This is a genomic window from Neoroseomonas oryzicola (genome assembly GCF_012163135.1).
Lineage (GTDB): Bacteria > Pseudomonadota > Alphaproteobacteria > Acetobacterales > Acetobacteraceae > Neoroseomonas > Neoroseomonas oryzicola.
Map to the genome: position 1 here is coordinate 23,058 of NZ_JAAVUP010000014.1, position 23,345 is coordinate 46,402.

Annotated in this window: 26 protein-coding genes and 1 tRNA gene; 17 read left to right on the forward strand and 10 right to left on the reverse strand. The window is 71.7% G+C overall.

The features are described from left to right. Nucleotides 1-87 precede the first annotated feature (87 nt). The 7 genes from GWK15_RS23005 to GWK15_RS23035 all read left to right on the forward strand — a co-directional run bounded on the left by GWK15_RS23005 (nt 88) and on the right by GWK15_RS23035 (nt 8,463). Nucleotides 88-570 carry a CinA family protein gene (locus GWK15_RS23005; protein WP_168043750.1) on the forward strand — a complete coding sequence of 161 codons (483 nt, stop codon included), beginning with the start codon at nt 88-90 and terminating at the stop codon, nt 568-570. Nucleotides 571-631: 61 nt separating this feature from the next. Next, the gene (locus GWK15_RS23010) at nt 632-1,480 is read left to right on the forward strand and encodes an AAA family ATPase (protein ID WP_168043751.1); all 849 of its coding nucleotides are present in this window, start codon (nt 632-634) and stop codon (nt 1,478-1,480) included. A gap of 4 nt (nt 1,481-1,484) precedes the next feature. Then, nucleotides 1,485-2,663 carry a vWA domain-containing protein gene (locus tag GWK15_RS23015; protein WP_338147319.1) on the forward strand — a complete coding sequence of 393 codons (1,179 nt, stop codon included), beginning with the start codon at nt 1,485-1,487 and terminating at the stop codon, nt 2,661-2,663. 16 nt (nt 2,664-2,679) lie between these two features. Further along, nucleotides 2,680-3,879 (forward strand): pyridoxal-phosphate-dependent aminotransferase family protein, encoded by a 1,200-nt coding sequence (locus GWK15_RS23020; RefSeq protein WP_168043752.1) that lies wholly within the window; start codon nt 2,680-2,682, stop codon nt 3,877-3,879. Between the two features lie 72 nt (nt 3,880-3,951). Continuing rightward, nucleotides 3,952-5,790 (forward strand): PHA/PHB synthase family protein, encoded by a 1,839-nt coding sequence (locus tag GWK15_RS23025; protein WP_168043753.1) that lies wholly within the window; start codon nt 3,952-3,954, stop codon nt 5,788-5,790. Between the two features lie 7 nt (nt 5,791-5,797). Next, nucleotides 5,798-6,265 carry a CYTH domain-containing protein gene (locus tag GWK15_RS23030; RefSeq protein ID WP_168043754.1) on the forward strand — a complete coding sequence of 156 codons (468 nt, stop codon included), beginning with the start codon at nt 5,798-5,800 and terminating at the stop codon, nt 6,263-6,265. Nucleotides 6,266-6,327: 62 nt separating this feature from the next. Then, nucleotides 6,328-8,463, forward strand: coding sequence for an acetate--CoA ligase family protein (locus GWK15_RS23035; RefSeq protein ID WP_168043755.1), 2,136 nt, complete (start codon nt 6,328-6,330; stop codon nt 8,461-8,463). 242 nt (nt 8,464-8,705) lie between these two features. Here the strand turns inward: GWK15_RS23035 and GWK15_RS23040 are convergent, their stop codons facing one another. Further along, nucleotides 8,706-10,658: a BTAD domain-containing putative transcriptional regulator gene (locus GWK15_RS23040; RefSeq protein ID WP_168043756.1), complete on the reverse strand. Its 1,953-nt coding sequence runs from the start codon at nt 10,656-10,658 to the stop codon at nt 8,706-8,708. A gap of 189 nt (nt 10,659-10,847) precedes the next feature. Between GWK15_RS23040 and GWK15_RS23045 the strand changes: the two genes are divergently transcribed. After that, a complete protein-coding gene (locus tag GWK15_RS23045; RefSeq protein ID WP_168043757.1) occupies nt 10,848-11,102 on the forward strand; it encodes a DUF1127 domain-containing protein in 255 nt (84 codons plus the stop codon). A gap of 36 nt (nt 11,103-11,138) precedes the next feature. Here GWK15_RS23045 and GWK15_RS23050 read toward each other — a convergent pair. Then, a tRNA-Gly gene (locus GWK15_RS23050) sits at nt 11,139-11,213 on the reverse strand. Between the two features lie 253 nt (nt 11,214-11,466). Here GWK15_RS23050 and metZ point away from each other — a divergent pair. The 6 genes from metZ to GWK15_RS23080 all read left to right on the forward strand — a co-directional run bounded on the left by metZ (nt 11,467) and on the right by GWK15_RS23080 (nt 16,036). Continuing rightward, the gene (gene metZ / locus GWK15_RS23055; protein ID WP_168043758.1) at nt 11,467-12,687 is read left to right on the forward strand and encodes an O-succinylhomoserine sulfhydrylase; all 1,221 of its coding nucleotides are present in this window, start codon (nt 11,467-11,469) and stop codon (nt 12,685-12,687) included. A gap of 2 nt (nt 12,688-12,689) precedes the next feature. Beyond that, a complete protein-coding gene (locus tag GWK15_RS23060) occupies nt 12,690-13,301 on the forward strand; it encodes a LysE family translocator (RefSeq protein ID WP_168043759.1) in 612 nt (203 codons plus the stop codon). A gap of 82 nt (nt 13,302-13,383) precedes the next feature. After that, nucleotides 13,384-13,797: a Co2+/Mg2+ efflux protein ApaG gene (apaG, locus tag GWK15_RS23065; RefSeq protein WP_168043760.1), complete on the forward strand. Its 414-nt coding sequence runs from the start codon at nt 13,384-13,386 to the stop codon at nt 13,795-13,797. Nucleotides 13,798-13,914: 117 nt separating this feature from the next. Then, nucleotides 13,915-14,556: a GTP cyclohydrolase I FolE gene (gene folE / locus GWK15_RS23070; protein ID WP_338147320.1), complete on the forward strand. Its 642-nt coding sequence runs from the start codon at nt 13,915-13,917 to the stop codon at nt 14,554-14,556. A gap of 81 nt (nt 14,557-14,637) precedes the next feature. Further along, nucleotides 14,638-14,997, forward strand: a complete 360-nt coding sequence (locus GWK15_RS23075; protein ID WP_168043762.1) for a helix-turn-helix domain-containing protein — start codon at nt 14,638-14,640, stop codon at nt 14,995-14,997. Between the two features lie 19 nt (nt 14,998-15,016). After that, a complete protein-coding gene (locus tag GWK15_RS23080; protein ID WP_168043763.1) occupies nt 15,017-16,036 on the forward strand; it encodes a hypothetical protein in 1,020 nt (339 codons plus the stop codon). On the opposite strand, the gene GWK15_RS23085 is transcribed toward GWK15_RS23080, so the two are convergent. From GWK15_RS23085 to GWK15_RS23120, 8 genes are all read right to left on the reverse strand, one after another. Beyond that, on the reverse strand, nt 16,037-16,426 hold the full coding sequence (locus GWK15_RS23085; RefSeq protein WP_168043764.1) for a RidA family protein: 390 nt from the start codon (nt 16,424-16,426) through the stop codon (nt 16,037-16,039). A gap of 14 nt (nt 16,427-16,440) precedes the next feature. Then, on the reverse strand, nt 16,441-17,097 hold the full coding sequence (locus tag GWK15_RS23090; protein ID WP_168043765.1) for a hypothetical protein: 657 nt from the start codon (nt 17,095-17,097) through the stop codon (nt 16,441-16,443). Nucleotides 17,098-17,101: 4 nt separating this feature from the next. Continuing rightward, the gene (gene hslO / locus GWK15_RS23095) at nt 17,102-18,073 is read right to left on the reverse strand and encodes an Hsp33 family molecular chaperone HslO (protein ID WP_168043766.1); all 972 of its coding nucleotides are present in this window, start codon (nt 18,071-18,073) and stop codon (nt 17,102-17,104) included. 77 nt (nt 18,074-18,150) lie between these two features. Next, on the reverse strand, nt 18,151-19,101 hold the full coding sequence (argF, locus tag GWK15_RS23100) for an ornithine carbamoyltransferase (protein WP_338147321.1): 951 nt from the start codon (nt 19,099-19,101) through the stop codon (nt 18,151-18,153). Further along, nucleotides 19,098-20,300 (reverse strand): aspartate aminotransferase family protein, encoded by a 1,203-nt coding sequence (locus tag GWK15_RS23105; protein ID WP_211844082.1) that lies wholly within the window; start codon nt 20,298-20,300, stop codon nt 19,098-19,100. The genes argF and GWK15_RS23105 overlap by 4 nt, the downstream gene beginning before the upstream one ends. Nucleotides 20,301-20,512: 212 nt before the next feature. Next, on the reverse strand, nt 20,513-20,779 hold the full coding sequence (locus GWK15_RS23110; RefSeq protein ID WP_168043767.1) for a hypothetical protein: 267 nt from the start codon (nt 20,777-20,779) through the stop codon (nt 20,513-20,515). Between the two features lie 61 nt (nt 20,780-20,840). Next, the gene (locus GWK15_RS23115) at nt 20,841-21,308 is read right to left on the reverse strand and encodes a GlcG/HbpS family heme-binding protein (RefSeq protein WP_168043768.1); all 468 of its coding nucleotides are present in this window, start codon (nt 21,306-21,308) and stop codon (nt 20,841-20,843) included. Nucleotides 21,309-21,347: 39 nt separating this feature from the next. Beyond that, entirely contained in the window at nt 21,348-21,602 is a 255-nt protein-coding gene (locus tag GWK15_RS23120) for an excalibur calcium-binding domain-containing protein (protein WP_168043769.1), read from the reverse strand. 104 nt (nt 21,603-21,706) lie between these two features. On the opposite strand from GWK15_RS23120, the gene GWK15_RS23125 reads away from it, so the two are divergent. Genes GWK15_RS23125 through GWK15_RS23135 form a run of 3 tightly spaced genes read left to right on the forward strand, consistent with a single transcriptional unit; the run spans nt 21,707 to nt 23,333 of the window. After that, the gene (locus GWK15_RS23125) at nt 21,707-22,330 is read left to right on the forward strand and encodes a RecX family transcriptional regulator (protein WP_168043770.1); all 624 of its coding nucleotides are present in this window, start codon (nt 21,707-21,709) and stop codon (nt 22,328-22,330) included. After that, entirely contained in the window at nt 22,327-23,034 is a 708-nt protein-coding gene (locus GWK15_RS23130; RefSeq protein WP_168043771.1) for an AzlC family ABC transporter permease, read from the forward strand. Before GWK15_RS23125 ends, GWK15_RS23130 begins: the two co-directional genes overlap by 4 nt. After that, nucleotides 23,031-23,333: an AzlD family protein gene (locus GWK15_RS23135; protein WP_245211852.1), complete on the forward strand. Its 303-nt coding sequence runs from the start codon at nt 23,031-23,033 to the stop codon at nt 23,331-23,333. The genes GWK15_RS23130 and GWK15_RS23135 overlap by 4 nt, the downstream gene beginning before the upstream one ends. The last annotated feature ends 12 nt before the right edge of the window (nt 23,334-23,345 follow it).

Sequence of the window (23,345 nt, forward strand, 5' to 3'; positions counted from 1 at the left end):
TATAGACAAGTCTCCACGATCGGCAAGCACCAGACCCCCAGTGGCGTGCCGCGCCGCTTCCTGCTTCGCTGTGCGCCGGAGGGGTGCATGGAAGGTTTGGTGCCGGCGGCGCGCGACGTTGCCGAAAAGCTGAAGGCCGCGGGCCGGACGGTCGCTGTCGCCGAGAGCTCGGCCGGCGGCCTGGTCGCGGCCTCGCTGCTCGCCCTGCCCGGGGCCTCGGCCTACTTCCTGGGCGGCGCGGTGATCTACACGCGCGCCGCCCGGGCGGGGCTGCTCGCCGTGACCGAGGCGGACATGGAGGGGATGCGCCCGTCGACCGAGCCCTATGCGCTGCTGCTCGCCCGGCGGGTCCGGGAGAAGCTCGGTGCGGATTGGGGCTTCGCCGAGACCGGCGCCGCCGGGCCCGACGGCAACCGCTACGGCGATGCGGCGGGGCATGCCTGCCTCGCCGTGGTGGGGCCCGGCGTGGAACGCGTCACGACGCTCGAGACGGGCCTCACGGGCAGGGCGCAGAACATGCGGGCCTTCGCGGCGGCGCTGCTGCGCCTGGCGGCCGAGGCGATCGAATGATCCCTTGCGCGATCGGGGTCCCGGCCTGACCTTTGCGCCGGATCGTCCAGGGGGATCACGCGTGGCGCAGTTCAAGGGCACCGAGAGTTATGTCGCCTCCCGCGAGCTTGAGGTGGCGGTCAACGCCGCCGTCGCTCTTCAGCGCCCGTTGCTGGTCAAGGGCGAGCCCGGCACCGGCAAGACCGTCCTCGCCCAGGAGATCGCCAAGGCCCTCGGCTACCCGTTGATCGAGTGGCACATCAAGTCGACCACCAAGGCGCAGCAGGGCCTTTACGAATACGACGCCGTCTCCCGCCTGCGGGACGGGCAGCTGGGCGACCCGCGCGTGCACGACATCGCCAACTACATCGTGCGCGGCAAGCTGTGGGACGCCTTCGAGCACGAGACGCCGGTCGTCCTGCTGATCGACGAGATCGACAAGGCCGACATCGAGTTCCCGAACGACCTGCTGCTCGAGCTCGATCGCATGCAGTTCTTCGTCTACGAGACGCGCAAGACGGTGCAGGCGCGGCACCGCCCGGTCGTCATCATCACCTCGAACAACGAGAAGGAGTTGCCGGACGCCTTCCTGCGCCGCTGCTTCTTCCACTACATCCGCTTCCCCGACCGCGAGACGATGGAGATGATCGTCCGCGCCCACTACCCGGATATCCGGCGGGACCTGCTGCGCGAGGCGCTGAACGTCTTCTTCGAGATCCGCGAGGTCGACGGGCTCAAGAAGAAGCCGGCGACGTCGGAGCTGCTCGACTGGCTGAAGCTGCTGACCATCGAGGACATGCCGCCCGAGGCGCTGCGCTCCTCCGACGCCAAGACGGCCATCCCGCCGCTCTATGGCGCGTTGCTGAAGAACGAGCAGGACGTGCACCTCTTCGAGCGCCTGGCCTTCCTGGCGCGCCGCCGCGGCGGCTAGGGCGGTGTTCGCGCCCTTCATCCTGGCGCTGCGCGCCGCGGGCGTGCCGGCCTCCATCATGGAGTACCTCGCGCTGCTGCGCGCGATGAAGGAGGGCGTGGCCGGCTTCAGCGTCGACGATTTCTACCATCTGTCGCGCGCCGCGCTGGTGAAGGACGAACGTCACCTCGACCGCTTCGACCGCGTCTTCGGGGAAATCTTCAAGGGCCTCGAATCCCCCCAGGGCGAGGCGCCGCGCGAACTGCCCGAGGAATGGCTGCGCAAGCTCGCCGAGAAGGTCCTGACGCCCGAGGAGATGGCGCAGCTCAAGGCCCTGGGCGACTTCGACACGCTGATGGAGACGCTGAGGAAGCGGCTCGAGGAACAGAAGGGCCGGCACCAGGGCGGGTCGAAATGGATCGGCACCGCCGGCACATCCCCCTTCGGGGCCCATGGCTACAACCCCGAGGGCGTGCGCATCGGCCAGGACAAGTCGCGCCACCGCCGCGCGGTGAAGGTCTGGGACCAGCGGCAGTTCCGCGACCTCGACGAGGACGAGGCGCTGTCCTCGCGCAACATGAAGGTCGCGCTGCGCCGCCTGCGCCGCTTCGCGCGCACCGGGGCGACGACCGAGCTCGACCTGCCCGGGACCATTGGCGCCACCGCGCGCAACGGCGGCTCGCTCGACCTGCACATGGTCCCGGAGCGGCACAACGCCGTGAAGGTGCTGCTGCTGATGGATATCGGCGGGTCGATGGACGACCACATCCGCATTTGCCAGGAGTTGTTCACCGCCGCGCGATCCGAATTCAAGCACCTGGAATTCTGGTACTTCCACAACTGCCTTTATGAACGCGTCTGGCGCACCAACCGCCGCCGCCGCGAGACCGAGCGCCCCACCTTCGAGATGCTGCGCACCTACGGCCCCGACTGGCGCGTGGTGATCGTCGGCGACGCGACCATGAGCCCCTACGAGATCATCCAGCCCGGCGGATCCGTCGAGCATTGGAACGAGGAAGCGGGCCAGGTCTGGATGTCCCGCCTGACGCGCCATTTCCGCAAGGCCGCCTGGCTCAACCCGGTGCCGCAGGACCATTGGCGCTACACGCAATCCATCGGGATCGTGCAGCGCCTGATGGAGAACAGGATGTACCCGCTGACGCTGGCGGGGCTCGAGACCATGGCGCGCGAACTCGCGCGTTGAGGAGAGGAAACGATCGATGGACGTGAAGCCCCGCCTGCCGCGCGGACGCCAGTTCTTTGCCAATCCGGGCCCGACCAATATCCCGGACTCGATCCTCAAGGCCGTCGCGCATGTCAGCATCGACTTCAACGATCCGGCCTTCCTGAAGGTCTATGACGCGGCCGTCGCGGGCGTGAAGCGGGTGCTGAAGACGCAGCATGAGGTGTTCCTCTACACCGGTTCGGGCCATGCGGCCTGGGAAGCGGCGCTGGTGAACCTGTTCTCGCCGGGTGACGTGCTGCTGGTGCCCGAGACCGGCCATTTCTCCGATTCCTGGGGCAAGATGGCGAAGGATTTCGGGCTGGAGGTCCGCACCCTGGCGGCTGATTGGCGCCGCGGCATCGACTTCGCGGAACTCCGCGCGGTGCTCGCGGCCGACAGCGGCCACGCCATCAAGGCGATCTGCGCCGTGCACAACGAGACGGCGACGGGCATGGTCCTGCCGCTGGCGGATATCCGCGCCGCGCTCGACGCCACCGGGCATCCGGCGCTGCTGCTCGCGGACACCATCTCCTCGCTGGGGTCGATGGAGTTCGCCATGGATGCCTGGGGCGTCGATGTCGCGGTGGGCGGCAGCCAGAAGGGGCTGATGCTGCCCACTGGGATGTCGTTCACCGGCGTCTCGCCCAAGGGCATGGCGGCGCATGCCAGCTCGACGCTGCCGAAATCCTACCTCAACTGGACCAACATGCTGACGCGGCGGCACAAATCCTTCATCGGGACGGTGCCGACCTCGCTTTTCTACGGGCTCGAGGAATCGATCCGGCTGCTGGAGGAGGAAGGCCTCGACGAGGTCTTCGCCCGCCATGCCCGGCTCGGCGAGGCGGTGCGCCGCTGCGTGCGGCACTGGTCCGGCAACAACGGGCCGACGCTGTTCTGCCTCTCGCCCGACCGCTACTCCAACTCGGTCACCGCTGTGCTGATGCCCGAGGGCCACGACGCGGAGGCGGTGCGCCGCATCGCGCTGCAGACCTTCAACGTCTCGCTCGGCGGCGGGCTGTCGCGCCTTGGCGGCAAGGTCTTCCGCATCGGGCATCTCGGCGACCTGAACGAGCCGATGATCCTCGGCACGCTCTCGACGGTGGAGATGGCGCTGCGCCTCGCCGGTGTGCCGCATACGCCGGGCGGGGTGAACGCCGCGATCGAGTACCTGGCCGAGGCCGCGCGGGATTCGTGACGATGGCGTGACCGTCGCGATGTCTTGCGCCGGCGCAAGACACGCGGCGGCCGCGCTGCGCTAGAAGGGGCCATGAGCGCACCCCGCCCGGGCCGCGCGCCGCGCAAGCCTGCCGCGGCGCCCGCCGTCACCGCACCCAGTCCTGTTCCGCCGCCACCGCCGGCCGCCGCGCCGGAGGAGGCGCAGTTCGGCCCGACCTTCCGCACCTTCGACCGCGTCCTCCGCGCGGCTGAGGCAAGGATCACCCAGGGCCTGTCCCCCACCGCCATCAGCGGTGCCTGGCTCGACTGGGCGGTGCATCTCTCGCGCGCGCCGGGCAAGCGGATGGAACTCGCCGCCCGCGCCTGGATACAGGGGCTGCGCTGGCTGCTCTGGCTGCGCCACGCGGCGACGCGGACGGACGCGCCGCCGTTGATCCGCGCCAACAACGGCGATGCGCGCTTCACCGATCCCGCCTGGCACGCCTTCCCCTTCAATGCCCTGGCCCAGGCGCACCTGCTGACCGAGGCCTGGTGGACCGAGGCGACTCGCGGCGTACCCGGCCTGTCTCATCGCCATGCCGACCAGGTGGCCTTCATGCTGCGCCAGATTGTCGATGTCTGGGCGCCGTCGAACCTGCCCTGGATGAATCCGGCGATCGGCCAGCGGACGCTCGCCGAATTCGGCACCAATCTCGTGCGGGGCGCGGGGAACTTCCTCGACGACCTGGAACGTAGCGTCACCGGCGCGCCGCCCCCGGGGGCCGAGACCTTCCGTCCCGGCCATGAGCTCGCCATCACCCCCGGCCGCGTGGTCTTCCGCAACGAGCTGATGGAGCTGATCCAGTACGAGCCGGCGACGCCCAAGGTGCATGCCGAACCGGTGCTGATCGTGCCTGCCTGGATCATGAAGTACTACATCCTCGACCTGATGCCGGAGGACTCGCTGGTCCGCTGGCTGGTCGGGCAGGGCTTCACCGTCTTCATGGTGTCCTGGAAGAACCCGGATGAGCGCGACCGGGACACCAGTCTCGACGACTACCGCCGGGAAGGCGTGATGGCGGCGCTCAATGCCGTCTCGACCATCCTGCCGGACCGGCGCGTGCACGGCTGCGGCTACTGCCTGGGCGGAACCATCCTGTCGATCGCGGCGGCGACCATGGCACGAGACGGCGACGACCGGCTCGCCTCCCTGACGCTGTTCGCCGCGCAGACCGACTTCGCCGAGGCCGGGGAGCTCATGCTCTTCGTCGACGAAAGCCAGCTCGCCTTCCTCGAGGACATGATGTGGGACCGGGGCTTCCTCGACACCAACCAGATGTCCGGTGCCTTCCAGGCGCTGCGGTCGAACGACCTGGTCTGGTCGCGGCTGATGCGGGACTACGTGCTCGGCGAGCGGACGCCGATGACCGATCTGTTTGCCTGGAACGCCGACCAGACGCGGATGCCCGCGCGCATGCACGGGGAATACCTGCGCGGCCTGTTCCTCGAGAACCGCCTGACCGCCGGGCGCTTCGCGGTCGAAGGTCGGGTCATCGCGCTGTCGGACATCGAGGCACCGATCTTCGCCGTCGGCACGCTGAAGGACCACATCGCGCCCTGGCGGTCCGTCTACAAGATCTCGCTGTTCAGCGACACGGACGTGACCTTCGTGCTGACCTCGGGCGGGCACAATGCCGGCATCGTCAGCCCGCCGGGCAAGGACGGACGGCACTTCCAGGCCATGACGCGCGTGCATGACGACCGCTACCTCGACCCCGATTCCTGGGCGGCGATCGCGCCGCGGCAGGAAGGGTCCTGGTGGCCGTCCTGGGCGGAGTGGCTTGTCAAGGCCGGCAGCGCGGAGATGGTCGCCCCGCCCTCCATGGGCGCGCCGGGACGCGGGCTGCCGCCGCTCGGCGCCGCTCCCGGCACCTATATCCTGATGAAGTGAGCACCCGATGGGGATCGAGATCGAACGCCGCTTCCTCGTCACCGGGGAGGCCTGGCGAAGCGGGGTGACGGGCGTCCATCGCCTGGACCAGGGCTACCTGGCGCGGGAGGACCGCGTGACGGTGCGCGTGCGCGTCGCGGACGGCGCCGCGAAGCTCACCATCAAGGGCCCCGGCGGCCTGGTGCGCCCGGAATTCGAATACCCGGTGCCGCTCGCCGACGCCGAGGCGATGCTGGCGACGCTGTGCGCCGGCCGCCGCGTCGCCAAGACGCGCCACCTCGTCACGCAGGGCGGCCTGACCTGGGAGGTCGACGTCTTCGAGGGCCCGCTCGCCGGCCTCGTGATCGCCGAGGTCGAGCTGCCCGCGCCGGACCATCCGCTCGCGGTCCCGGCCTGGGCAGGGCGCGAGGTCACCGACGATGCGCGCTACGCCAACGCCGTGCTGGCCTCGCTGGACGCGCCGCCCCGGGGGTGACGAGGCGCGCCACCGCCCTTAGGCTCGGCCGACCGAAAGCAAGACCCAGGGGAAGCGTCCGCATGACCGTCACGAGCCGCGCCGTCTATCGCCACGGCGACATGGCCCGCCTGTTCGATCCCGCCTCCATCGCCGTGATCGGCGCGAGTCCCCGCGCGGGCTCCTTCGCGGACCGCACCATCCAGGCGCTGAAGGACTATACGGGCCGGCTCTACCTGGTGAATTCGCGCTACGAAAAGATCGGCGAGCGCGCCTGCTTTCCCTCGATCGCCGCGCTGCCCGAGGTGCCCGATTGCTGCATCCTCGTCGTCGCGAAGGACGCGGTGGAGGAGATCGCGACCGACTGCGCCAAGGCGGGCGTCGGCGGCATCATGATCTACGCCTCGGGCTTTTCCGAGACCGGGCGCGACGACGATATCGCGGCGCAGAGGCGCCTCGCGCAGATCGGGCGCGATGCGGGGATGCGCATCGTCGGGCCGAACTGCATCGGCATGCTGAACTTCCGCACCAAGGCCGGCGTGACCTTCATGATCCCGCCGCCGATGGAAGCGCCGCTGCCGCATGCGGTGGGCCTGGTCAGCCAGTCGGGTGCGCTCGGCTTCTCTCTGGCGCAGTCGGTGATGCGCGGCGTGTCGGTCAGCCACCTGCTGACCACGGGAAATTCCTCGGATGTCGACGTGGCGGACTGCGTCTCCTTCCTTGCCGACGACCCGACCTGCCGCGCCATCGGCTGCGTCTTCGAAGGCATGCCCGACCCGATGCGCTTCATCCAGGCCGCCGAGGTCGCGGACCGCGCCAACAAGCCGCTGGTCGTCTTCAAGCTCGGGACGGGCGAGGCCGGCGCCGCGGCGGCGATGTCGCACACCGGATCCCTCGCCGGCGAGAACGCCGCCTACCTCGCGGCCTTCGAGCGTGCCGGCGCGATCGTGGTCAAGGATTTCGAGGCGCTGGTCGAGACCGCCTCTTTCCTCGCCAAGGCGCCGCCGCCCAAGGCGCGGGGCGTGGCGGTGGTCGCCGTCTCGGGCGGGGCGGCGATCATGTCCGCCGACAAGGCCGAGACGCATGGCGTGCCGCTGCCGCAGCCCACGCCGCCGGTGCGCGCGATCCTGGAATCCCGCATCCCGGATTTCGGCTCGGCGCGGAATCCCTGCGACGTAACGGCGCAGGTGGCGAACGACCCCGAGAGCCTGACCGCCTGCGCCGGCGCGATGCTGGGCGAGGACCACTACGGCGCGCTGATCTACGCGCAGATCTACTCGACGGAACTCTCCGCGAAGCGCCCCGGCGAACTCGCCGCCATCGCCGAGAAGGCGGACAAGCCGATCTGCGTGGTCTGGACGACCGAATGGCTCGAGGGCTTCGGGTCCAAGGAGGCCGAGCAGAACCCGCGCATCGGCCTGTTCCGGTCGATGGACCGCTGCTTCGCCGCGCTGTCGCACTGGCATGCGCGGGAGGAACGCCGCGCCGCCGGGCCACGCAGCTACGCGCGCGTCTCGCGCCCCGAGGCGGCGGCCGAGGCTGGGGCGCTGATCAAGGCCGCGGGCGACCGCACGCTGACCGAGCGCGAGGCCAAGGCCGTGCTCGCCGCCTATGGCGTGCCGGTGGTGCCCGAGAAGCTGACCCAGACCGAGGAGGAAGCGGTCGCGGCCGCGACGACGCTCGGCTTCCCCGTCGCGATGAAGGTCGAAAGCCCCGACCTGCCGCACAAGACCGAGGCCGGAGTCATCCGCCTGAAGCTGAAGGACGCGGCCGAGGTGCGCGACGCCTATCGCGCCGTCATGGCGAACGCGAAGCACCACGCGCCCAATGCGCGCATCAACGGCGTGCTGGTGCAGCCCATGGCCAAGCCGGGCGTCGAGGTGATGGTCGGCGGCCGCGTCGACCCGCTGATGGGCCCGCTGATCGTCGCGGGCCTGGGCGGCGTTCTGGTGGAACTGATGCGCGATTCAGCCCTGGCGCTGGCCCCGGTCACGAAGGCCGAGGCGCGGTCGATGTTCGAGCGCCTGCGCGGGCGCGCGGCGCTCGAGGGCTTCCGCGGCGCGCCGGCGGCCGATCTCGACCGGCTGGCGGAGATCGTGGCGCGGCTGTCGGAATTCATCGCCGACCAGCGCGGGCTGGTGGCGGAACTCGACGTCAACCCGATCATCGTCGCGGGCAGCGACGCGGTCGCGGTGGATGCCCTGATCGTCAAGGCCTGACGGCGCGAAGCATGGGGCCGCCTGGGCCGGCCCCGTTCGCAGATTGAGGCGCCGGGGAACCGGCGCCTGAACCTGCCCGGCCGAGGAGCCCCCACCACCACCGCATGCGCGATGGCCCCAGGCTCGGCCGGTGTTCCGCCGTTCCGCGGAACGACAGCAGGCGAATTCATATTCGATCCGGCCGCGATCCGGGATGCAAAGTATTCACGAGGCTTAGCGACGGGGGCGATGCGCCGCGGTCCTCATGCCTCCGGCAGGCCGGCGGCGCGCCAGGCTGCGACCATGCGTTCGAAGCGCGGCCCGAGGTGGCGGATCGGGTGGGTCCTCCGCAGCAGGGCGATCGAGGCATTGGGCGTCACCGCGCGCAGCCGCGCGATCGCCGCCCTGGCGCCTTCCATGTCGCCGGTCTCGGCAAGCATGAGGGCGAGCTGCCGGTTGGCCCAGGCCATCTGTGGGTGCTGGTGCAGCACGTCGCGCAGGATCCGCAGCGCCTCCGCGTTGTCGCCGCGCAGCGACAGTGCCACGGCGATGCCGATGCGCAGGTTGAAGGCCATCGGGTCGAGCGGGTTCAGCGCGAGGGAGCGCTCGAAGGATTCGACCGCGCGGTCCGCCTCGTCGCGATAGATCGCGAGCCACCCATGGCGCGCCCAGGCCCAGGCATTGTTGGGTTCGAGCGCAAGCGCCGCCTCGATGAATGCCCCCGCGCGGTCGAGGTCGTCGAGGCACTGGCTGATCGCTGCGCCGGCCGCGGCGAGTGCCGTCGGGTCGTCGGCGATCAGGGGGGAGGCCGCTTCCACCGCCTCGGCTGCCGCCGCCCGGTCGGCCTCCGGTGCCCCGCTCCAGAGGTAGACGACGGCCTGGGCATGGCACCAGGCCCGCAGCGCATGCGCGCGGCCATAGGTCGGCTCCGCCTCGATCGCCTGGCGGAGCGTCGCGATGGCCTCCGCGTTGTCGGATGCGTTCTGCGCCCAGATCCTCGGCATCGCGCGCAGCACGAGATCGTAGGCACGCAGCCCGCCGGGCGGGCGGCGACGCGCGGCATCGATCTCGGCATTGCGCACGGCGGGGTGGATGGCGCCGGCGACCTGCGCGGCGATGCGGTCCTGGAATTCGAAGACGTCGGTGGTCGCACCCTCGTAGCGGTCGGACCAGAGCTGCGCGCGGCTCTCCGGATCGACGAGGTGGACGGTGATGCGCAGCCGGTCGCCGCCGCGCCGCACCGTGCCCTCGACGACGTAGTTGACGCCGAGTTCCCGTCCGATGGTCCGGACGTCGACCAGGCGGCCCTTGTAGGTGTAGGCGCTCTGGCGCGCGATGACGAAGAAGTCCCGCACGCGCGACAGCGCCGAGGTGATCTCCTCCACCACGCCGTCGACGAAGTAGTCGTCGGCTGCGCCGCTGAGGTTGTCGAAGGGCATGACGATGATCGCCGGACGTTCCCGTCCACGCGGTTCGGGCGTGGGCGCAGCCGCGCGCGTGGCTGGCACGGGCTGCGCCAGCAGCGCCTCGGTCTGCGGGTCGGGCGCGGCGTCGAGCTCGCGGCGCAGCGCCTCGCGGCAGGTCTCGAACTGCCGCCGCGCGGCGGCGGCGCGACCATGGCGAAGGTGCAGGCGGATCAGCGCGCGATGCGCTTCCTCGGCCGCCGGGTCGCGCAGAAGCAGCCGTTCCGCCAGCGCGGCGCCGGCCTCCACGGCGGCGCCGTCCTCGGCAAGGCTCAGCCGTTCGGCGAGCAGCAGCGCCTTCTCGCGGAAGCGCTGCCGGTGCGGGGCGAACCATTGGTCGAGCGGTTCGGGCAGCGTCATGCCTTCCAGAAGGTCACCGCGCCACAGCGCTGCGGCGCGTGCCAGGGCCTCTGGCGCCGTCGACGCTGCCAAGGCGTCGAACTGCCAGGCATCGACATCCTCCGGCCGGCCGAGCAGGTGGACGGCCTCGACGTCGCCTTCGAGGCGCAGCCCGGTCTCGGGATCGGTGGCCAGCGCCTGGCGGATGGCCGCGAGGCCCTGGCGGAGGCTGTTGCGCGCCTGCGCGTCGCCGCGGTCCGGCCAGAAGGCGGCGCAGAGCGCTTCCCGGCGCGACCGCGCCGTGCCGGCGAGCGCAAGGAAGGCGAGCAGCAGCGCCGTCTTGCGTGTCGGCAACCGCAGGGCTTCGCCCGTCCCGCCCTCGAGCCCGATCTCTCCGAGCAGCCGCAGTGGCACGCCGTCCTTCCCCCATGCGAAGGCGTGCGGGGATTAGAGCCGGCACCTCGCGCGTTTAACAGCGATTTAACACCCGCCGGCGTGCGGCATGACGCCCGGCCAAACGGGCGGCAAGCGGGCGCGGCGCAAGGTCCTGTCGTCGCCGGTCGGGATGCTTCCTCCTCCCCCGGCAGCAGCAGGAGACGGAAGATGTCGCAGACGACGGGACAGACCTATTCGACCACCGGCGAAGACGGCGCCTTCGCGGCGTTCGCGCGCGGCGCGGCCGGGCTGATGGCTCGCGTCCGGGCGCGGCGGGCGATCCGGCAGACGCAGGACGCGCTGGGACGGCTTGACGCGGCGGTACTCAGGGACATCGGTGTCGGCGCCTCGTCATTCGGCCCGAACCGGCCGGTGATCGAGGTCGAGGCGGGGCTGATGCTGATCCTGACGGGTCTGCGCTGAGCAGCGCGGCCGACGCGGGGCGGCCTCAGGTGGCGCTGGAGCGGGCGATGGGAATCGAACCCACGACATTCAGCTTGGGAAGCTGACGTTCTACCTCTGAACTACGCCCGCAACCGCCCCTCTATAGGCGGGCCGCCCGCCCCCCGGCAAGACGGGCCGCTTGACCCGCCGCCCCGGCCGGGCGTAACGACACCCCCGGCGGTGACGCCCCTCGCGATTTGTCCGGCCAGCTTGCGGCGAGGTCCCTTCGGGGTCGCATCGGAAACGATGCGGAAAACAAGCGCGCTAAACGGCCGCGCGGATGCCCCGCATCCGCCGCCCGCGAAGGGGCCGGACGCCGTCATCGACGTGAAGGTGCCGCCCCATGGCCACGAAAAGCCCGAACCGCCCGCTCCGCCCCGCCACCCTGCTCGTGCGCGGCGGGCAGATGCGCTCGGGCTTCGACGAGACCGGCGAGGCGCTCTTCCTCACCTCCGGCTTCGTCTACGACAGCGCCGCCCAGGCCGAGGCGACCTTCGCCGGCACCGTCGAGCACTACCAATATTCGCGCTTCGGCAACCCGACCGTCTCGATGCTCGAAGGCCGCATCGCCGCCCTGGAAGGCGCCGAGGCCTGCCGTGTCACCGCGACCGGCATGGCCGCCGTCCATGCTGCGCTGCTCTCGCACCTCAAGACCGGGGACCGCGTCGTCGCCTCGCGCGCGCTGTTCGGCTCCTGCCACTGGATCGTCTCGACCCTGCTGCCGCGCTACGGCATCGCGACGGAATTCGTCGACGGCGCCGACCTCGCCCAGTGGGCATCCGCCCTGTCGAAGCCCGCGGCGCTCGTGCTGCTCGAGACGCCGTCCAACCCGATGCTCGAGATCGTGGACATGAAGGCGGTCTGCGACCTAGCCCACAAGGCCGGTGCGATCGTCGTCGTGGACAACGTCTTCGCCACGCCCCTGCTGCAGAAGCCGCTGCAGTTCGGCGCCGACGTCGTCGTCTATTCCATGACCAAGCATTTCGACGGCCAGGGCCGTGTGCTCGGCGGCGCGGTGCTCGGGTCGAAGAAGTGGGTGGATGACGTGCTGCAGCCCTTCATCCGCAACACCGGCCCCTCGCTCAGCCCGTTCAACGCCTGGGTGGTGCTGAAGGGGCTCGAGACGCTGCACCTGCGCGTCCCCGCCATGTGCCGCTCTGCGGCGGCCGTCGCCGACATGCTGGCCGAACGGGCCGAGGTGGCGCGCGTGCTCTATCCCTTCCGCGCCGACCATCCGCAGCAGAAGCTCGCCCAGGCGCAGATGTCGGCGGGTGGCACCCTCGTCACCTTCGACCTGAAGGGCGGCAAGGAAGCCTGCTTCCGCTTCATGGACGCGCTGCGGCTGATCGACATCTCGAACAACCTCGGTGATTCGAAGTCGCTCGCGACGCATCCGGCGACGACCACGCACATGCGCGTGGGCGCGGAGGAACGCGCGCGCCTCGGCATCACCGACGGCACGGTGCGCCTGTCGGTCGGGCTCGAGGACGTGGCCGACATCATCGACGACCTGAGCGAGGCGCTCGACGCGGCCAACGCCGCCCCGGCGCGCGCGGCGGAGTAGCCATGACGACCGAGACCTGGCTCGCCTTCGTCGCCGCCACCGCGGTGATGCTGGCGATCCCCGGCCCGACCATCCTGCTGGTGATCGGGCAATCGCTCGGGGCCGGGCGGCGGGCGGCGCTGCCGCTCGTCGCCGGCGTCGCGCTGGGGGACCTGACGGCGATGACGCTGTCGCTGGCGGGCCTCGGCGCGCTGCTCGCGGCATCGGCGACGCTGTTCACGGTGCTGAAGCTCGGCGGCGCGGCCTATCTGGTGTGGCTCGGCGTGAAGTTGTGGCGCGCGCCGGTGGCGGAGGAAGCCCAGCCGCCGGTCTCGGCGCGGCGGGCGTTCCGCGACGCCTACGTGGTCACGGCGCTCAACCCGAAATCCATCGCTTTCTTTGTCGCCTTCGTGCCGCTCTTCGTCGATGCGGGCAGCCCCTTCCTGCCGCAGGCGGTGGTGCTGGTGGCGACCTTCGTGACGCTCGCGGCCGTAAACGCCGGAATCTACGCGCTTCTTGCGGCGCGGCTGTCGGGCGCGGTGGCGCGTCCGGCGGTCCGTCGCGCCTTCAACCGGACCGGCGGGACCCTGCTGGTGGGCGCTGGCGTGGCCACCGCGGCGATGCAAAGGGCCTGATTCGGCGCGTTCACGAGGTTGTCAGCCTGTGGACAAGTCACCCCATCCGGGTCTTCAAATATAGCCGGGAGCGGCTTGGGGCATGGCCAGGAAGGACGAATTCACCGCGACGACGCGCGACATCCGGGTGTCGGTCCGCGCCTTCTACCTGGCGGACCAGTCCGAGCCGGATCGCGGCCAGTTCGTCTGGGCCTATCGCGTCGAGATCGCAAATGTCGGCCGCGAGACCGTGCAGCTGATGCGTCGCACCTGGCACATCACCGACGGGCTCGGCCGCACCCAGACCGTGCACGGCGCGGGCGTGATCGGCGAACAGCCGGTGCTCGAGCCCGGCGGGCGCTTCGAATACACCTCGGGCACGCCGCTCGCGACCGCATCGGGCTTCATGCACGGCGCCTACCACATGGTGGTGACCGACAGCGGCGAATCCTTCGACGTGGCGATCCCGGCCTTCAGCCTCGACAGCCCGCACCAGCCCTCGGGGCGGGTTCACTGACGCCGCACGGGTTGCGGAGTCGCGGCACCCTCCCATCTGCATCCCAGACGATGCGTCCGTGACGCGACCGCCGGCCTTCCCCGGCGAATGCGCCCCGTCCATGGAAAGACCGAGCCCGTGAACATCCAACTCCCCTCCGCCCCCGGCACGGATGACAAGGCAACCAGCCTCGCGCGCCCGACCCAGGACGAAGCCGAGGCCGCGATCCGCACCCTGCTGCTCTGGGCGGGGGATGACCCCAACCGCGAAGGGCTTCTCGACACGCCGAAGCGCGTCGCCAAGGCCTATCGCGAATGGTTCTGCGGCTATGAGGACGACCCCGTCGAGCTCCTCGCCCGTTCCTTCGAGGAGGTCGAGGGCTATGACGAGATGGTCGTGCTGCGCGACATCCGGCTCGAGAGCATGTGCGAGCACCACATGTGCCCGATCATCGGCAAGGCGCATGTCGCCTACCTGCCGAACGGGCGCGTGGTCGGCATCAGCAAGCTCGCCCGCGTGGTCGAGGCCTACGGCAAGCGCCTGCAGATCCAGGAGAAGATGACGGCGCAGATCGCCAACACCCTGAACGACGTGCTGAAGCCCAAGGGCGTCGCGGTGGTGATCGAGGCGGTGCACCAGTGCATGACCACGCGCGGCGTCCACAAGACGGGCGTGTCGATGGTCACGTCGCGCATGCTCGGCGCCTTCCGCGACGATGCCTCCACGCGGCGCGAGTTCATGGCGATGATCCAGGGCACCCGCGGCGCCGGCGAAGGCTGAGCGACGCAACGGGGCAGGGGCCCGGCCAGGCGCCGGGCCCTTTTTCTTGACGCCAGAATGTAAAGTGTGCACTTTACACTTGTGAGCGACGATCCCGACCTCGGCCCCCGCCTGCGCCGTGCCCGCCTCGCCCGCGCGGCCGGGGATGCGCGCGGCTACTCGGTCCGCGCCGTGGCCGGCCGGCTCGGCGTCTCGGCGACCTATCTCTCGCTGGTCGAGCGTGGCGCGCAGCGGCCAACCGAGGCCTTCCTGCGCGCCATCGCCGCCGATCTCGGGCTGGAGGCCGAGGCGCTGCTTCCGCTTGCCGGCCGGGTGGCCGAGGACGTCACCGCCGCGCTGCTCGCCCGCCCCGCCCTGGCCGAGGCCGTCCGCGCCCTGCGCGACCTGCCGGAGCCCGAGCTTCGCCGCACCATCCGCCGCATCCGCGACGGCGACTGGTAAGACCCGGAAGGACACCGCCATGGCCCTCGGCCTCGACCGCGACGCGCTCCTCTTCGAGTTTCCCGACATCCACCGCGACGCCGTGCTGCGCGTCGAGTTCCAGCGCACCCTGCGCGTGCCCGACGACGGGAAGCGGCACCGCCTGCCGCCCGGCTTCGGCCGCTTCCCGCTGCGCGCGGTGGACGACCTCGACCCGGCGCGCGTGCCGCCGGATTGGATCAAGCGCGGGGGCGTCGCCATGCCGATGTGGCAGGCCGAGGCCTGCTGGCTGAACTTCTCCTCCCCCAACGGCTACCCCTTCCTGCTCAAGGTCGCGGCGGGGAAGGTGAACGCGGTGAACGGCAAGCCCTGGGACAACGCCCCCGACTTCGCCGACCAGGATTTTGTCGAGGTGCCCGGCCAGCCCTGGCTCGACGGCTTCTGCGTGTCCAAGGGCGTGGTGCGCCAGTTCGTCGCCATGCCCCTCGGCGCCGGCTACACGGCCGAGGAACAGGTCACCGGCAAGGCCGAGCATGGCGGCGTGCAACTGCTCGCCCACCCGATCAAGGCGGCGATCTGGGAGGAACGCCGCGCGGCGCGGGAGGCCGCGATCCGCCCGGTCCCGTTCGACGCGCTCGCGATGCCGCTCCCCCCGCCCGCGGCCGCCCCGGCCATGGCGATGGGCCTGGCCCCTGGCGGGTCCATCGTTCAGGAGATCGCCAGGCCCCGTGAGAAGCGCGACGCCTGGGACCTCTCGGTCCGGTCGCGCTGCTTCGTGCACCTGGCGAACAGCCTCGCCTGGCGCGCCATCACCGGGGAGGCGCCGCCGACGGTCCCGCCCACCGCCGCGGACTATGCCCGCGCCGGCCTGCCCTGGTTCGAATGGTATGCCGATCAGCCCGCGAAGGAGGGATCCGGCATCGTCGCGGCGCTGAAATCCGTCTTCGCCCTCGGGGCGGAAAAGGGCGAGGCACCGCTGCCGGAAAACGAGGGCTTCGATCCGCCCGAGCCGATCCGCCTCGGCCCCGCGGCACGCGCGAGGCTGGACGGCGCCTGGTAGTCAGGCGACCGCCTCGGCCTCCACCTCGACCTTGAAGGCCGGGCTGGCGAGCGCGGCGACGACCAGCAGCGTGCTGGTCGCCGCATGGCCGCCCATGAAGGCGTCGCGCTTGCCCCGCCAGGCGCTGATCAGCGCCGTGTCGGTGAGGAAGACCGTCATCTTCACGATGTTCGCGGGCGCCATGCCATGGGCCGCCAGGATCGCGCCGAGATTGGCCAGCGCCTGGTCGATCTGCGCGACCGGATCGGCCACCGGCGTGCCGTCCGGCGCCACGCCCACCTGGCCCGAGATCACCAGCCGCTTCCCCTCGCCCTCGATCAGTGCGGCCTGGGAATAGCGGGAGGCCGGCTTCGGCGCCCCGTCGGGGTTCGAGAAGGTCACGCGGGCCATGGCAGCGGTCTCCGTCAGGTGGCGGGGGCAGGCACGATGGTGGGCACGGGCTCGCCGGGCGTGGCAGGCGCGCCTTCGGCGGGCGGCGCGGCGCCCGGCGTCTCGGGCGCGCGCAGCAGGGATCGCAGGTTCCGCCGCACCTGGAACTCGAATTCCACGTTCAGCGCGTCGCCCGCCGCGCGGACGATCGATTCCGCCGACCGCGCGCGCTCGACCTGGTTTGATGCGGCGGCGACCAGGCCGCGGCGGGCCTCGGCATCCACGAAGCCGACCTGGGATCCATCCTCGCCGAGGATCTCGAGCCGGCAGCGCATGATGCAGGACAGGCGCTCGCTCGCCGCGCTGAACATCCCGCCCGAGGAGACCTCCCGCGTCAGCGTCGCGATCTGGATGCGGAAGCGCGCGGAGCCAGGGCCGCCGGCGGCCTGCAGCCGGTCCTGGGCCATGGTGCGGATCACGTCGGCGGGGACCAGCGGCACGGGCGGCATGGTGCGCGTCGCATTCGGTTCGGTCGCGCCCGCCACCTCGATCCGTCCCACCGCGAGCCGCAGCGGCAGCAGGTGGCTGTACGAAGGCGGGCCGGCGGGCGGGGGCGGCGGCTCCTCCGGCGTCCCGCCGCAGGCGGCAAGGCCGAGGGAGGTGGCGATGGCGGCGCGGCGGGACAGCGCCACGGGCCTAGCGCTCCGCGCCGGGCAGCTCGGCCCGGTCGAAGCGGAAGCCCAGGTTGCAGAACTCGCAGGTCATGGTGATGGTCCCGTCCTCCGCCATGTGGTCGAGGTCCTCCGCGCTGAAGCCGCCCAGCACGCCCGCGAGCTTCGCGCGCGAACAGCGGCAGCCGTAGGAGAGCGCGCGGGCGCGGTCGAGCGCCAGCCCCTCCAGTCCGAACAGCCGGTGCAGCAGCCTTTCGCCGGGCAGGGCGTCGTCGAGCAGTTCGGCATCGGTCAACGTCCCGGCGAGGGCGAGGGCGGTGCGCCAGGCATCGTCCTGCGCCTCGGCGTCGAGCTCGGCGCCGATGCCGCCCGCACCTGCCACGCGCTCGAGGATCAGCGCGGCGGCACGCCAGCCGGCCTCGGTCTTCGCGCAGGCCAGGTGCACATGGGTCGCGAGCTGTTCCGATGTGCGGAAATAGGTCCCGGTCATCTCGGTCAGGCTCTCGCCCTCGATGGCGACGATGCCCTGGTAGCGGTCCATGTCCGGACCCTGGTCGCAGGTGAAGGCCAGGTAGCCCTGGCCGAGCAGCGCCGCGGCCGAGGGTTCCGCCCCGTCGCCCAGCAGCGGCGCGAGCTTGTCCGGGTTCGGCCGCGCATAGCCGCGCAGCGCGCCGCCATCGGTGCAATCCGCGAGCAGCATGGGCACCGCCCCGTCCCCCTTGGCCTGCAGGCTGAAGGAGCCACGGAACTTCAGCGCCGCGGCGAGCCCTGCCGTCAGCGCCAACGCCTGCCCGGCGAGCGTGGTGACCACCGGCGGGTAGTCGTGGCGGGACAGCAGCGCCTCGGCCAGCGCGCCGAGGCGCACCAGCCGCCCGCGCACCGGCTTGTCGCGCAGATGGAAGGGCTGCACGCCGCGCGCGACCACGATGTCGGGCACGGGCGGGCGGTCATGGTTGAGGAAGTCGGGCGTGGCGGAGGGATCGGTAGGACTGGACACGGGTGGGCCTGGATGTTCAGGCCCCTAGATAGTGTCCCCCGGCCGCCGCGTCCAAGACGCCCGGGGGCTTGCGGGCCTCAGCCGCCGGCGAGCGACCAGAGCAGCACGCCCTTCTGGGCATGCAGGCGGTTCTCCGCCTCGTCGAATACCACCGACTGGGGGCCGTCCATCACCTCGTCGGTGATCTCCTCCCCGCGATGGGCGGGCAGGCAGTGCATGACGATCGCATCCGGCGCCGCGTGCTTCAGCAGCGCGGCGTTGAGCTGGTAGGGCGCGAGCAGGTTGTGCCGCGCCGGGCCCTTGCCGTCGCGCTCGTCCGCCATCGAGACCCAGGTGTCGGTGACGACGCAGCGCGCGCCCTTCACCGCTTCCTCGGGGTCGGTCGTCAGCTCGATCCTGGCGCCCTGCGCGCGCGCCCAGTCGATCAGCGCGGCGGGCGGGGCCAGTTCCGGCGGGGTCGCGATGCGCAGGATGAAGCCGAAGCGCGCCGCGGCCTGGATGAAGGATTGCGCGACGTTGTTGCCGTCCCCGGTCCAGGCGACGACCTGGCCGGCGATCGGGCCGCGATGCTCCTCGAAGGTCATCACGTCGGCCATGATCTGGCAGGGATGCGAGACGTCGGTCAGCCCGTTGATCACCGGGACGGTCGCGTATGCGGCCATCTCGCGGATCTTGGTGACGTCGTCGGTGCGCATCATGATCGCGTCGACGTAGCGGGACAGGACGCGCGCCGTGTCCTTCGGCGTCTCCCCGCGGCCGAGCTGCATGTCCTTGGACGACAGCACCACCACCTCGCCGCCCAACTGGCGGATGCCCACCTCGAAGGAGACGCGGGTGCGGGTGGACGGCTTCTCGAAGATCAGCGCCACGGTCTTGCCGGCGAGGGGACGGTCCGTGACCTCCCCCCGCTTGGCCTTTTCCGCGAGGTCGAGCATCCGCCGCAGCGTCGGCGCGTCGACGTCCATGATCTCGAGGAAGTGGCGGGGGGCGCTCGGCCCCCCGCTGATCGGCTTCAGCACAGCACTCACTTCGCCGCCACCTTGGCGGTGGACGGCGTCATGCGGCGGCAGGCGCGGTCGAGCAGCTCGACCGCCTCGTCCGCCTCGGCCTCGGTGATGATGAGCGGCGGCGCCAGGCGCAGCACGTTCATCCCCGCCGCGACGGTGAGCAGGCCCTCGGCGACCGCGGCACCCTGCATGTCGCCGTTGGAGACCTCGGGCTTCAGCTTCAGGCCGCAGAGCAGGCCGCGGCCGCGCACGGCCTCGACCACGCTCGGGTGCTTCGCGACGAGGCCTTCCAGCCCGCGCCACAGATGCGCCGAGACGCGCTGCACGCCCTCGAGGAAGCCCGGCGCCAGGATGACGTCGAGCACCGCGTTGCCCGCCGCGCAGGCGAGCGGGTTGCCGCCATAGGTCGAGCCATGCGTCCCCGGCTTGAGGAACTGCGCGACCTTCTCCTTGGCGAGGACGGCGCCGAGAGGGAAGCCGCCGGCGATGCCCTTGGCGGCCGACATGACGTCCGGCTCGATCCCGGCCCACTGGTGGGCCCAGAGCTTGCCGGTGCGCCCCATGCCGGACTGCACCTCATCGAGCGCCATCAGCAGCCCGTACTCGTCGCAGACCGCGCGGATCTCCTGGAGGAACCGGTCGGAGCAGGGGCGCACGCCGCCCTCGCCCTGCACCGGCTCGATCATGATCCCCGCGGTCTTGCCGCTGATGGCCGATCGCAGCGCGTTCATGTTGTCGAAGGGCACGTGCTGGAAGCCTTCGACCGGCGGGCCGAAGCCGGCGAGGTACTTCTCGTTCCCGGTGGCCGCGAGCGTCGCCAGCGTGCGCCCGTGGAAGGCGCCCTCGAAGCAGATGATCTCGTAGCGCTCGGGGTGGCCGGTTTCCGCGTGATACTTGCGGACGGCCTTGATCATGCCCTCGTTCGCCTCGGCGCCCGAATTGCCGAAGAAGACGCTGTCGGCGAAGGAATTGGCGACATGGCGCGCGGCCAGCCGCTCGGCCTCGGGGATGCGATAGAGGTTGGAGACGTGCATCACCCGGCCCGCCTGCTCGGCGATCGCCTTCGTCAGGTGGGGGTTGCCGTGGCCGATGCTGCTGGTCGCGATGCCAGCGCCGAAATCCAGGAATCGTCGCCCATCGACCGTCCACAGCTGCGCGCCCTGGCCCCGCTCGAAAGCAAGGTCGGCACGGTTGTAGGTCGGCATCAGGGCGGGGATCACTGAATCCACTCTCCGCGTGTTTCCCCCGCGCGGGCGAGCGCGACCACCGCGATGCTGGCGCGGGGAAAGGGCGGAGAATGGCGCAAATGGCGCCGCTGAAAAAGGGGCAGGCGGCCAATACCGACCTGGGCGGCGACATATCATGGTGTCCAGAGGCCTTTCGGCCTCTGGCGGGTGGGGTGAGGGGAGGGCGGCGCCCTCCCCGTCCGCCCCTACAGGTTGGGCGCCCCCGGATACCGCCGCGTCGGTGCCGGCGCGTCGACCGCGCGTTCCAGCGCCGTCCCGGACGGGTTGGCGCGTGTCCCGTCCGCCTGCTGCGGATAGGCGCCGGACATGTTGGTCCCGAGCGCCCGGTCGGTGGCGCGGCCGACGGCCGAACCCGGCGGGTCGCCATTCTGGCGGTCCGTCACGTCGCAGGCGGCGACGCCGCCCGCGACCAGCAGCGCCACCGCGGCGCGGGACAGGATGGATCGGGGCATCGTCGTTCTCCTTCGCGAACCGATGCCCGTTCAACGCCCTGCCCGGCGCGTGGTTTCCCGCTCAGGCGGGATCGCCGTGGTCGGCGCTGAGGCCCGCGGCCTCGATCCCGGCGATGCAGCATTCCTCGTCCTTGGGCGAGGCATCGCCGCTGATGCCCACGGCGCCGAGCAGCACGTTGTTCGCATCGCGCACCAGCACGCCGCCCTGCACCGGCACGGCACGGCCGCCCGTCAGGTCCGACAGCGCGTTGGTGAAGCCCGGCACGGCCTGGGCCCGGCGGGCCAGTTCGCGCGTGCCGAAGCCCATGGCCAGCGCGCCGAAGGCCTTGCCGGTGGCGATCTCGGGCCGGAGGATCGAGGCGCCGTCCTCGCGCTTGGCGACCTTCAGCTGCCCGCCGGCGTCGAGCACGACGACGCAGAGCGGCAGCAGGCCGAGCGCGCGGCCCTTGGCCAGCGCGGCATCCGCGATCGTCTCGGCCTGGGCGAGGGTCAGGCCGTTGATGGCGGCGGGATGGGCGGGCTGGGGCATGGCGGTTCCTCCGTCGTGAAGCCGCCGGCGGATAGGCGGTCAGCGCCGCCGTGTCGAGCGGCCGCCGCCGCAGAGCCGTTCGCAGGGCACCCCGTCCCGGTCGCCGTCGAGGCGCACGAGGCCACAGGTGCGGAAGTGGAACATCGCCTCCGCGCAGCTCGTCATCTGGGTGCAGTAGGTCTTCTCGCCGCAGCGCCAGGGCGAATTGCCCGGCCGTGGCAGGACGGTGCCTGGTGTCTGCCCGGCGGCGGCGCCGGTCAGCAGGACGAGGATGGCAAGGGCCAGGCGGGTCATGTCCGGATGCCTCCCGGCCCGGAGCCTGTCGCGCGGACCCGGCCCCGCGCAAGGCGCATGCGCCGCCGCTTGGGCCCGCCGCCGCCCCATGCGAGAAGGCGCCCATGTCCATCGACCGGGACGACGGGAAGGGGCGTGGCCGCCGGCAGCCGCGCCCGGCCGGCCAGGCGCCGAACGCGGCCCGGCTGCGGGAGGCGGCGCTTGCCCATCTCGCGCGCTTCGCCGCGACCGAGGCCGGGCTGCGCCGCGTGCTGGAACGCCGCGTCGACCGCTGGGCCCGCGCCGCGGAGGCCGAGGGCCAGCCGCGCGAGGCCATCGCCGCCGCCGCCGCCCGCGCCCGCGCCGCTGCCGCCGAGGTCGCCGCCGCCATGACCGCGGCCGGCGCGGTGGACGACGCTGCCTTCGCCGAAAGCCGCGCCCGGCGCCTGGCCCGCGCCGGCCGGTCCCGTCGCGCCATCGCCGCGCACCTGTCCGCCAAGGGCGTGGACGCCGAAACCGCAGCCGCCGCCCTGCCCGAAGGCGAGGACGCCGAGCTCGACGCCGCGCTCGCCTTCTGCCGCCGCCGCCGCATCGGCCCCTTCGCCCGCGCCGCCGAGGACCTGGACGCCCGCCGCAAGGCGCTCGCCGCCCTGGCCCGCGGCGGCTTCGCCCAGCCCGTCGCGCGCCGCGCGCTGTCGATGGACCCCGCCACCGCCGAGGACCGGCTGCTCGCGGCACGACGCGGATGAGCGGATCCGGCGTCAGCTTCACCCTGAACGGCGCGCTGCGCGGGGCGCGGGCCGCGATCCCGCTGGTCGTCGGGACCTTCCCCTTCGGCATCGTGGTCGGCGTGATCTCGGACTCGAAGGGACTCTCGCTGCTCGAGACCCTGGCCATGTCGGCGCTGGTCTTCGCCGGATCCTCGCAGCTGCTGGCGCTGGAACTCTGGACCGAGCCGGCGCCGGTGCTGGGGGCGAGCCTCGCCGCGCTGGTGGTGAACATGCGCCTCGCGCCGATGGGCGCGGCGCTGGCGCCGTGGCTGGACCGGCTGAGGGGCCTCAAGCTGTGGGGCACGCTCGCGACGCTGGTGGACCATTCCTACGCCATGTCGGCGGCCGAGCAGCGCCGCGGGGGACGGGACGCCGCCTATCTGCTGGGCGTCGGGCTGATGCTCTGGGCCTTCTGGCTGGTCGCGGTGGGGCTCGGGCACGTGTTCGGCGCGGTGGTGCGGCTGCCGCCGGGCCATCCGCTGTATTTCGCGGCGACGGCGACCTTCTGCGCCATCCTGGTCCCGGTCTGGCAGGGCGTGCGGCGGGACCTGCTGCCCTGGGCGCTCGCGGCGGCGGTGGCGCTGCTGGCCTGGCGGGCCGGGCTCGGCGCGCCCTGGCCGCTGCTGGCGGGCGCGCTGTCCGGGGCATCGCTCGGCGCGTGGCTGGAACTGCGCCGGGCATGACGCTGCGCACCGACGTGCTGCTCGCCATCCTCGGCATGGCGCTGGCGACCTACCTTTGCCGGGCGGGCGGCTACGCCCTGTTCCGCGCCCTGCGCCCGCCGCGCTTCGTCGAGGTGATGCTGCAGCACCTCCCCGGACCGATCTTCATCGCCTATGTGGCCCCGGCGCTGGCGACGCAGGGGGCCAGGGGATTCGTGGCCGCCGCCGCGGTCGTCGTGACCCAGGCGACGACGCGCAACCTGGCCGCGGCAATCGCGGTCGGCGTCGGCGCGATGTGGCTGCTCGGCCTGGTGCGCTGAGCGAGGAGAGCA

Bases quoted from the DNA above. Each gene is read 5' to 3' on its own strand.
- GWK15_RS23025 (WP_168043753.1), top strand. From the start codon at position 3,952: ATGAGCGCACCCCGCCCGGGCCGCGCGCCGCGCAAGCCTGCCGCGGCG.
- GWK15_RS23115 (WP_168043768.1), bottom strand. From the start codon at position 21,308: ATGCCCCAGCCCGCCCATCCCGCCGCCATCAACGGCCTGACCCTCGCC.
- GWK15_RS23030 (WP_168043754.1), top strand. From the start codon at position 5,798: ATGGGGATCGAGATCGAACGCCGCTTCCTCGTCACCGGGGAGGCCTGG.
- GWK15_RS23125 (WP_168043770.1), top strand. From the start codon at position 21,707: ATGTCCATCGACCGGGACGACGGGAAGGGGCGTGGCCGCCGGCAGCCG.
- metZ (WP_168043758.1), top strand. From the start codon at position 11,467: ATGGCCACGAAAAGCCCGAACCGCCCGCTCCGCCCCGCCACCCTGCTC.
- GWK15_RS23135 (WP_245211852.1), top strand. From the start codon at position 23,031: ATGACGCTGCGCACCGACGTGCTGCTCGCCATCCTCGGCATGGCGCTG.
- GWK15_RS23130 (WP_168043771.1), top strand. From the start codon at position 22,327: ATGAGCGGATCCGGCGTCAGCTTCACCCTGAACGGCGCGCTGCGCGGG.
- GWK15_RS23110 (WP_168043767.1), bottom strand. From the start codon at position 20,779: ATGCCCCGATCCATCCTGTCCCGCGCCGCGGTGGCGCTGCTGGTCGCG.
- GWK15_RS23020 (WP_168043752.1), top strand. From the start codon at position 2,680: ATGGACGTGAAGCCCCGCCTGCCGCGCGGACGCCAGTTCTTTGCCAAT.
- GWK15_RS23085 (WP_168043764.1), bottom strand. From the start codon at position 16,426: ATGGCCCGCGTGACCTTCTCGAACCCCGACGGGGCGCCGAAGCCGGCC.
- GWK15_RS23060 (WP_168043759.1), top strand. From the start codon at position 12,690: ATGACGACCGAGACCTGGCTCGCCTTCGTCGCCGCCACCGCGGTGATG.
- GWK15_RS23035 (WP_168043755.1), top strand. From the start codon at position 6,328: ATGACCGTCACGAGCCGCGCCGTCTATCGCCACGGCGACATGGCCCGC.
- apaG (WP_168043760.1), top strand. From the start codon at position 13,384: ATGGCCAGGAAGGACGAATTCACCGCGACGACGCGCGACATCCGGGTG.
- GWK15_RS23080 (WP_168043763.1), top strand. From the start codon at position 15,017: ATGGCCCTCGGCCTCGACCGCGACGCGCTCCTCTTCGAGTTTCCCGAC.
- GWK15_RS23005 (WP_168043750.1), top strand. From the start codon at position 88: ATGGAAGGTTTGGTGCCGGCGGCGCGCGACGTTGCCGAAAAGCTGAAG.
- GWK15_RS23045 (WP_168043757.1), top strand. From the start codon at position 10,848: ATGTCGCAGACGACGGGACAGACCTATTCGACCACCGGCGAAGACGGC.
- GWK15_RS23120 (WP_168043769.1), bottom strand. From the start codon at position 21,602: ATGACCCGCCTGGCCCTTGCCATCCTCGTCCTGCTGACCGGCGCCGCC.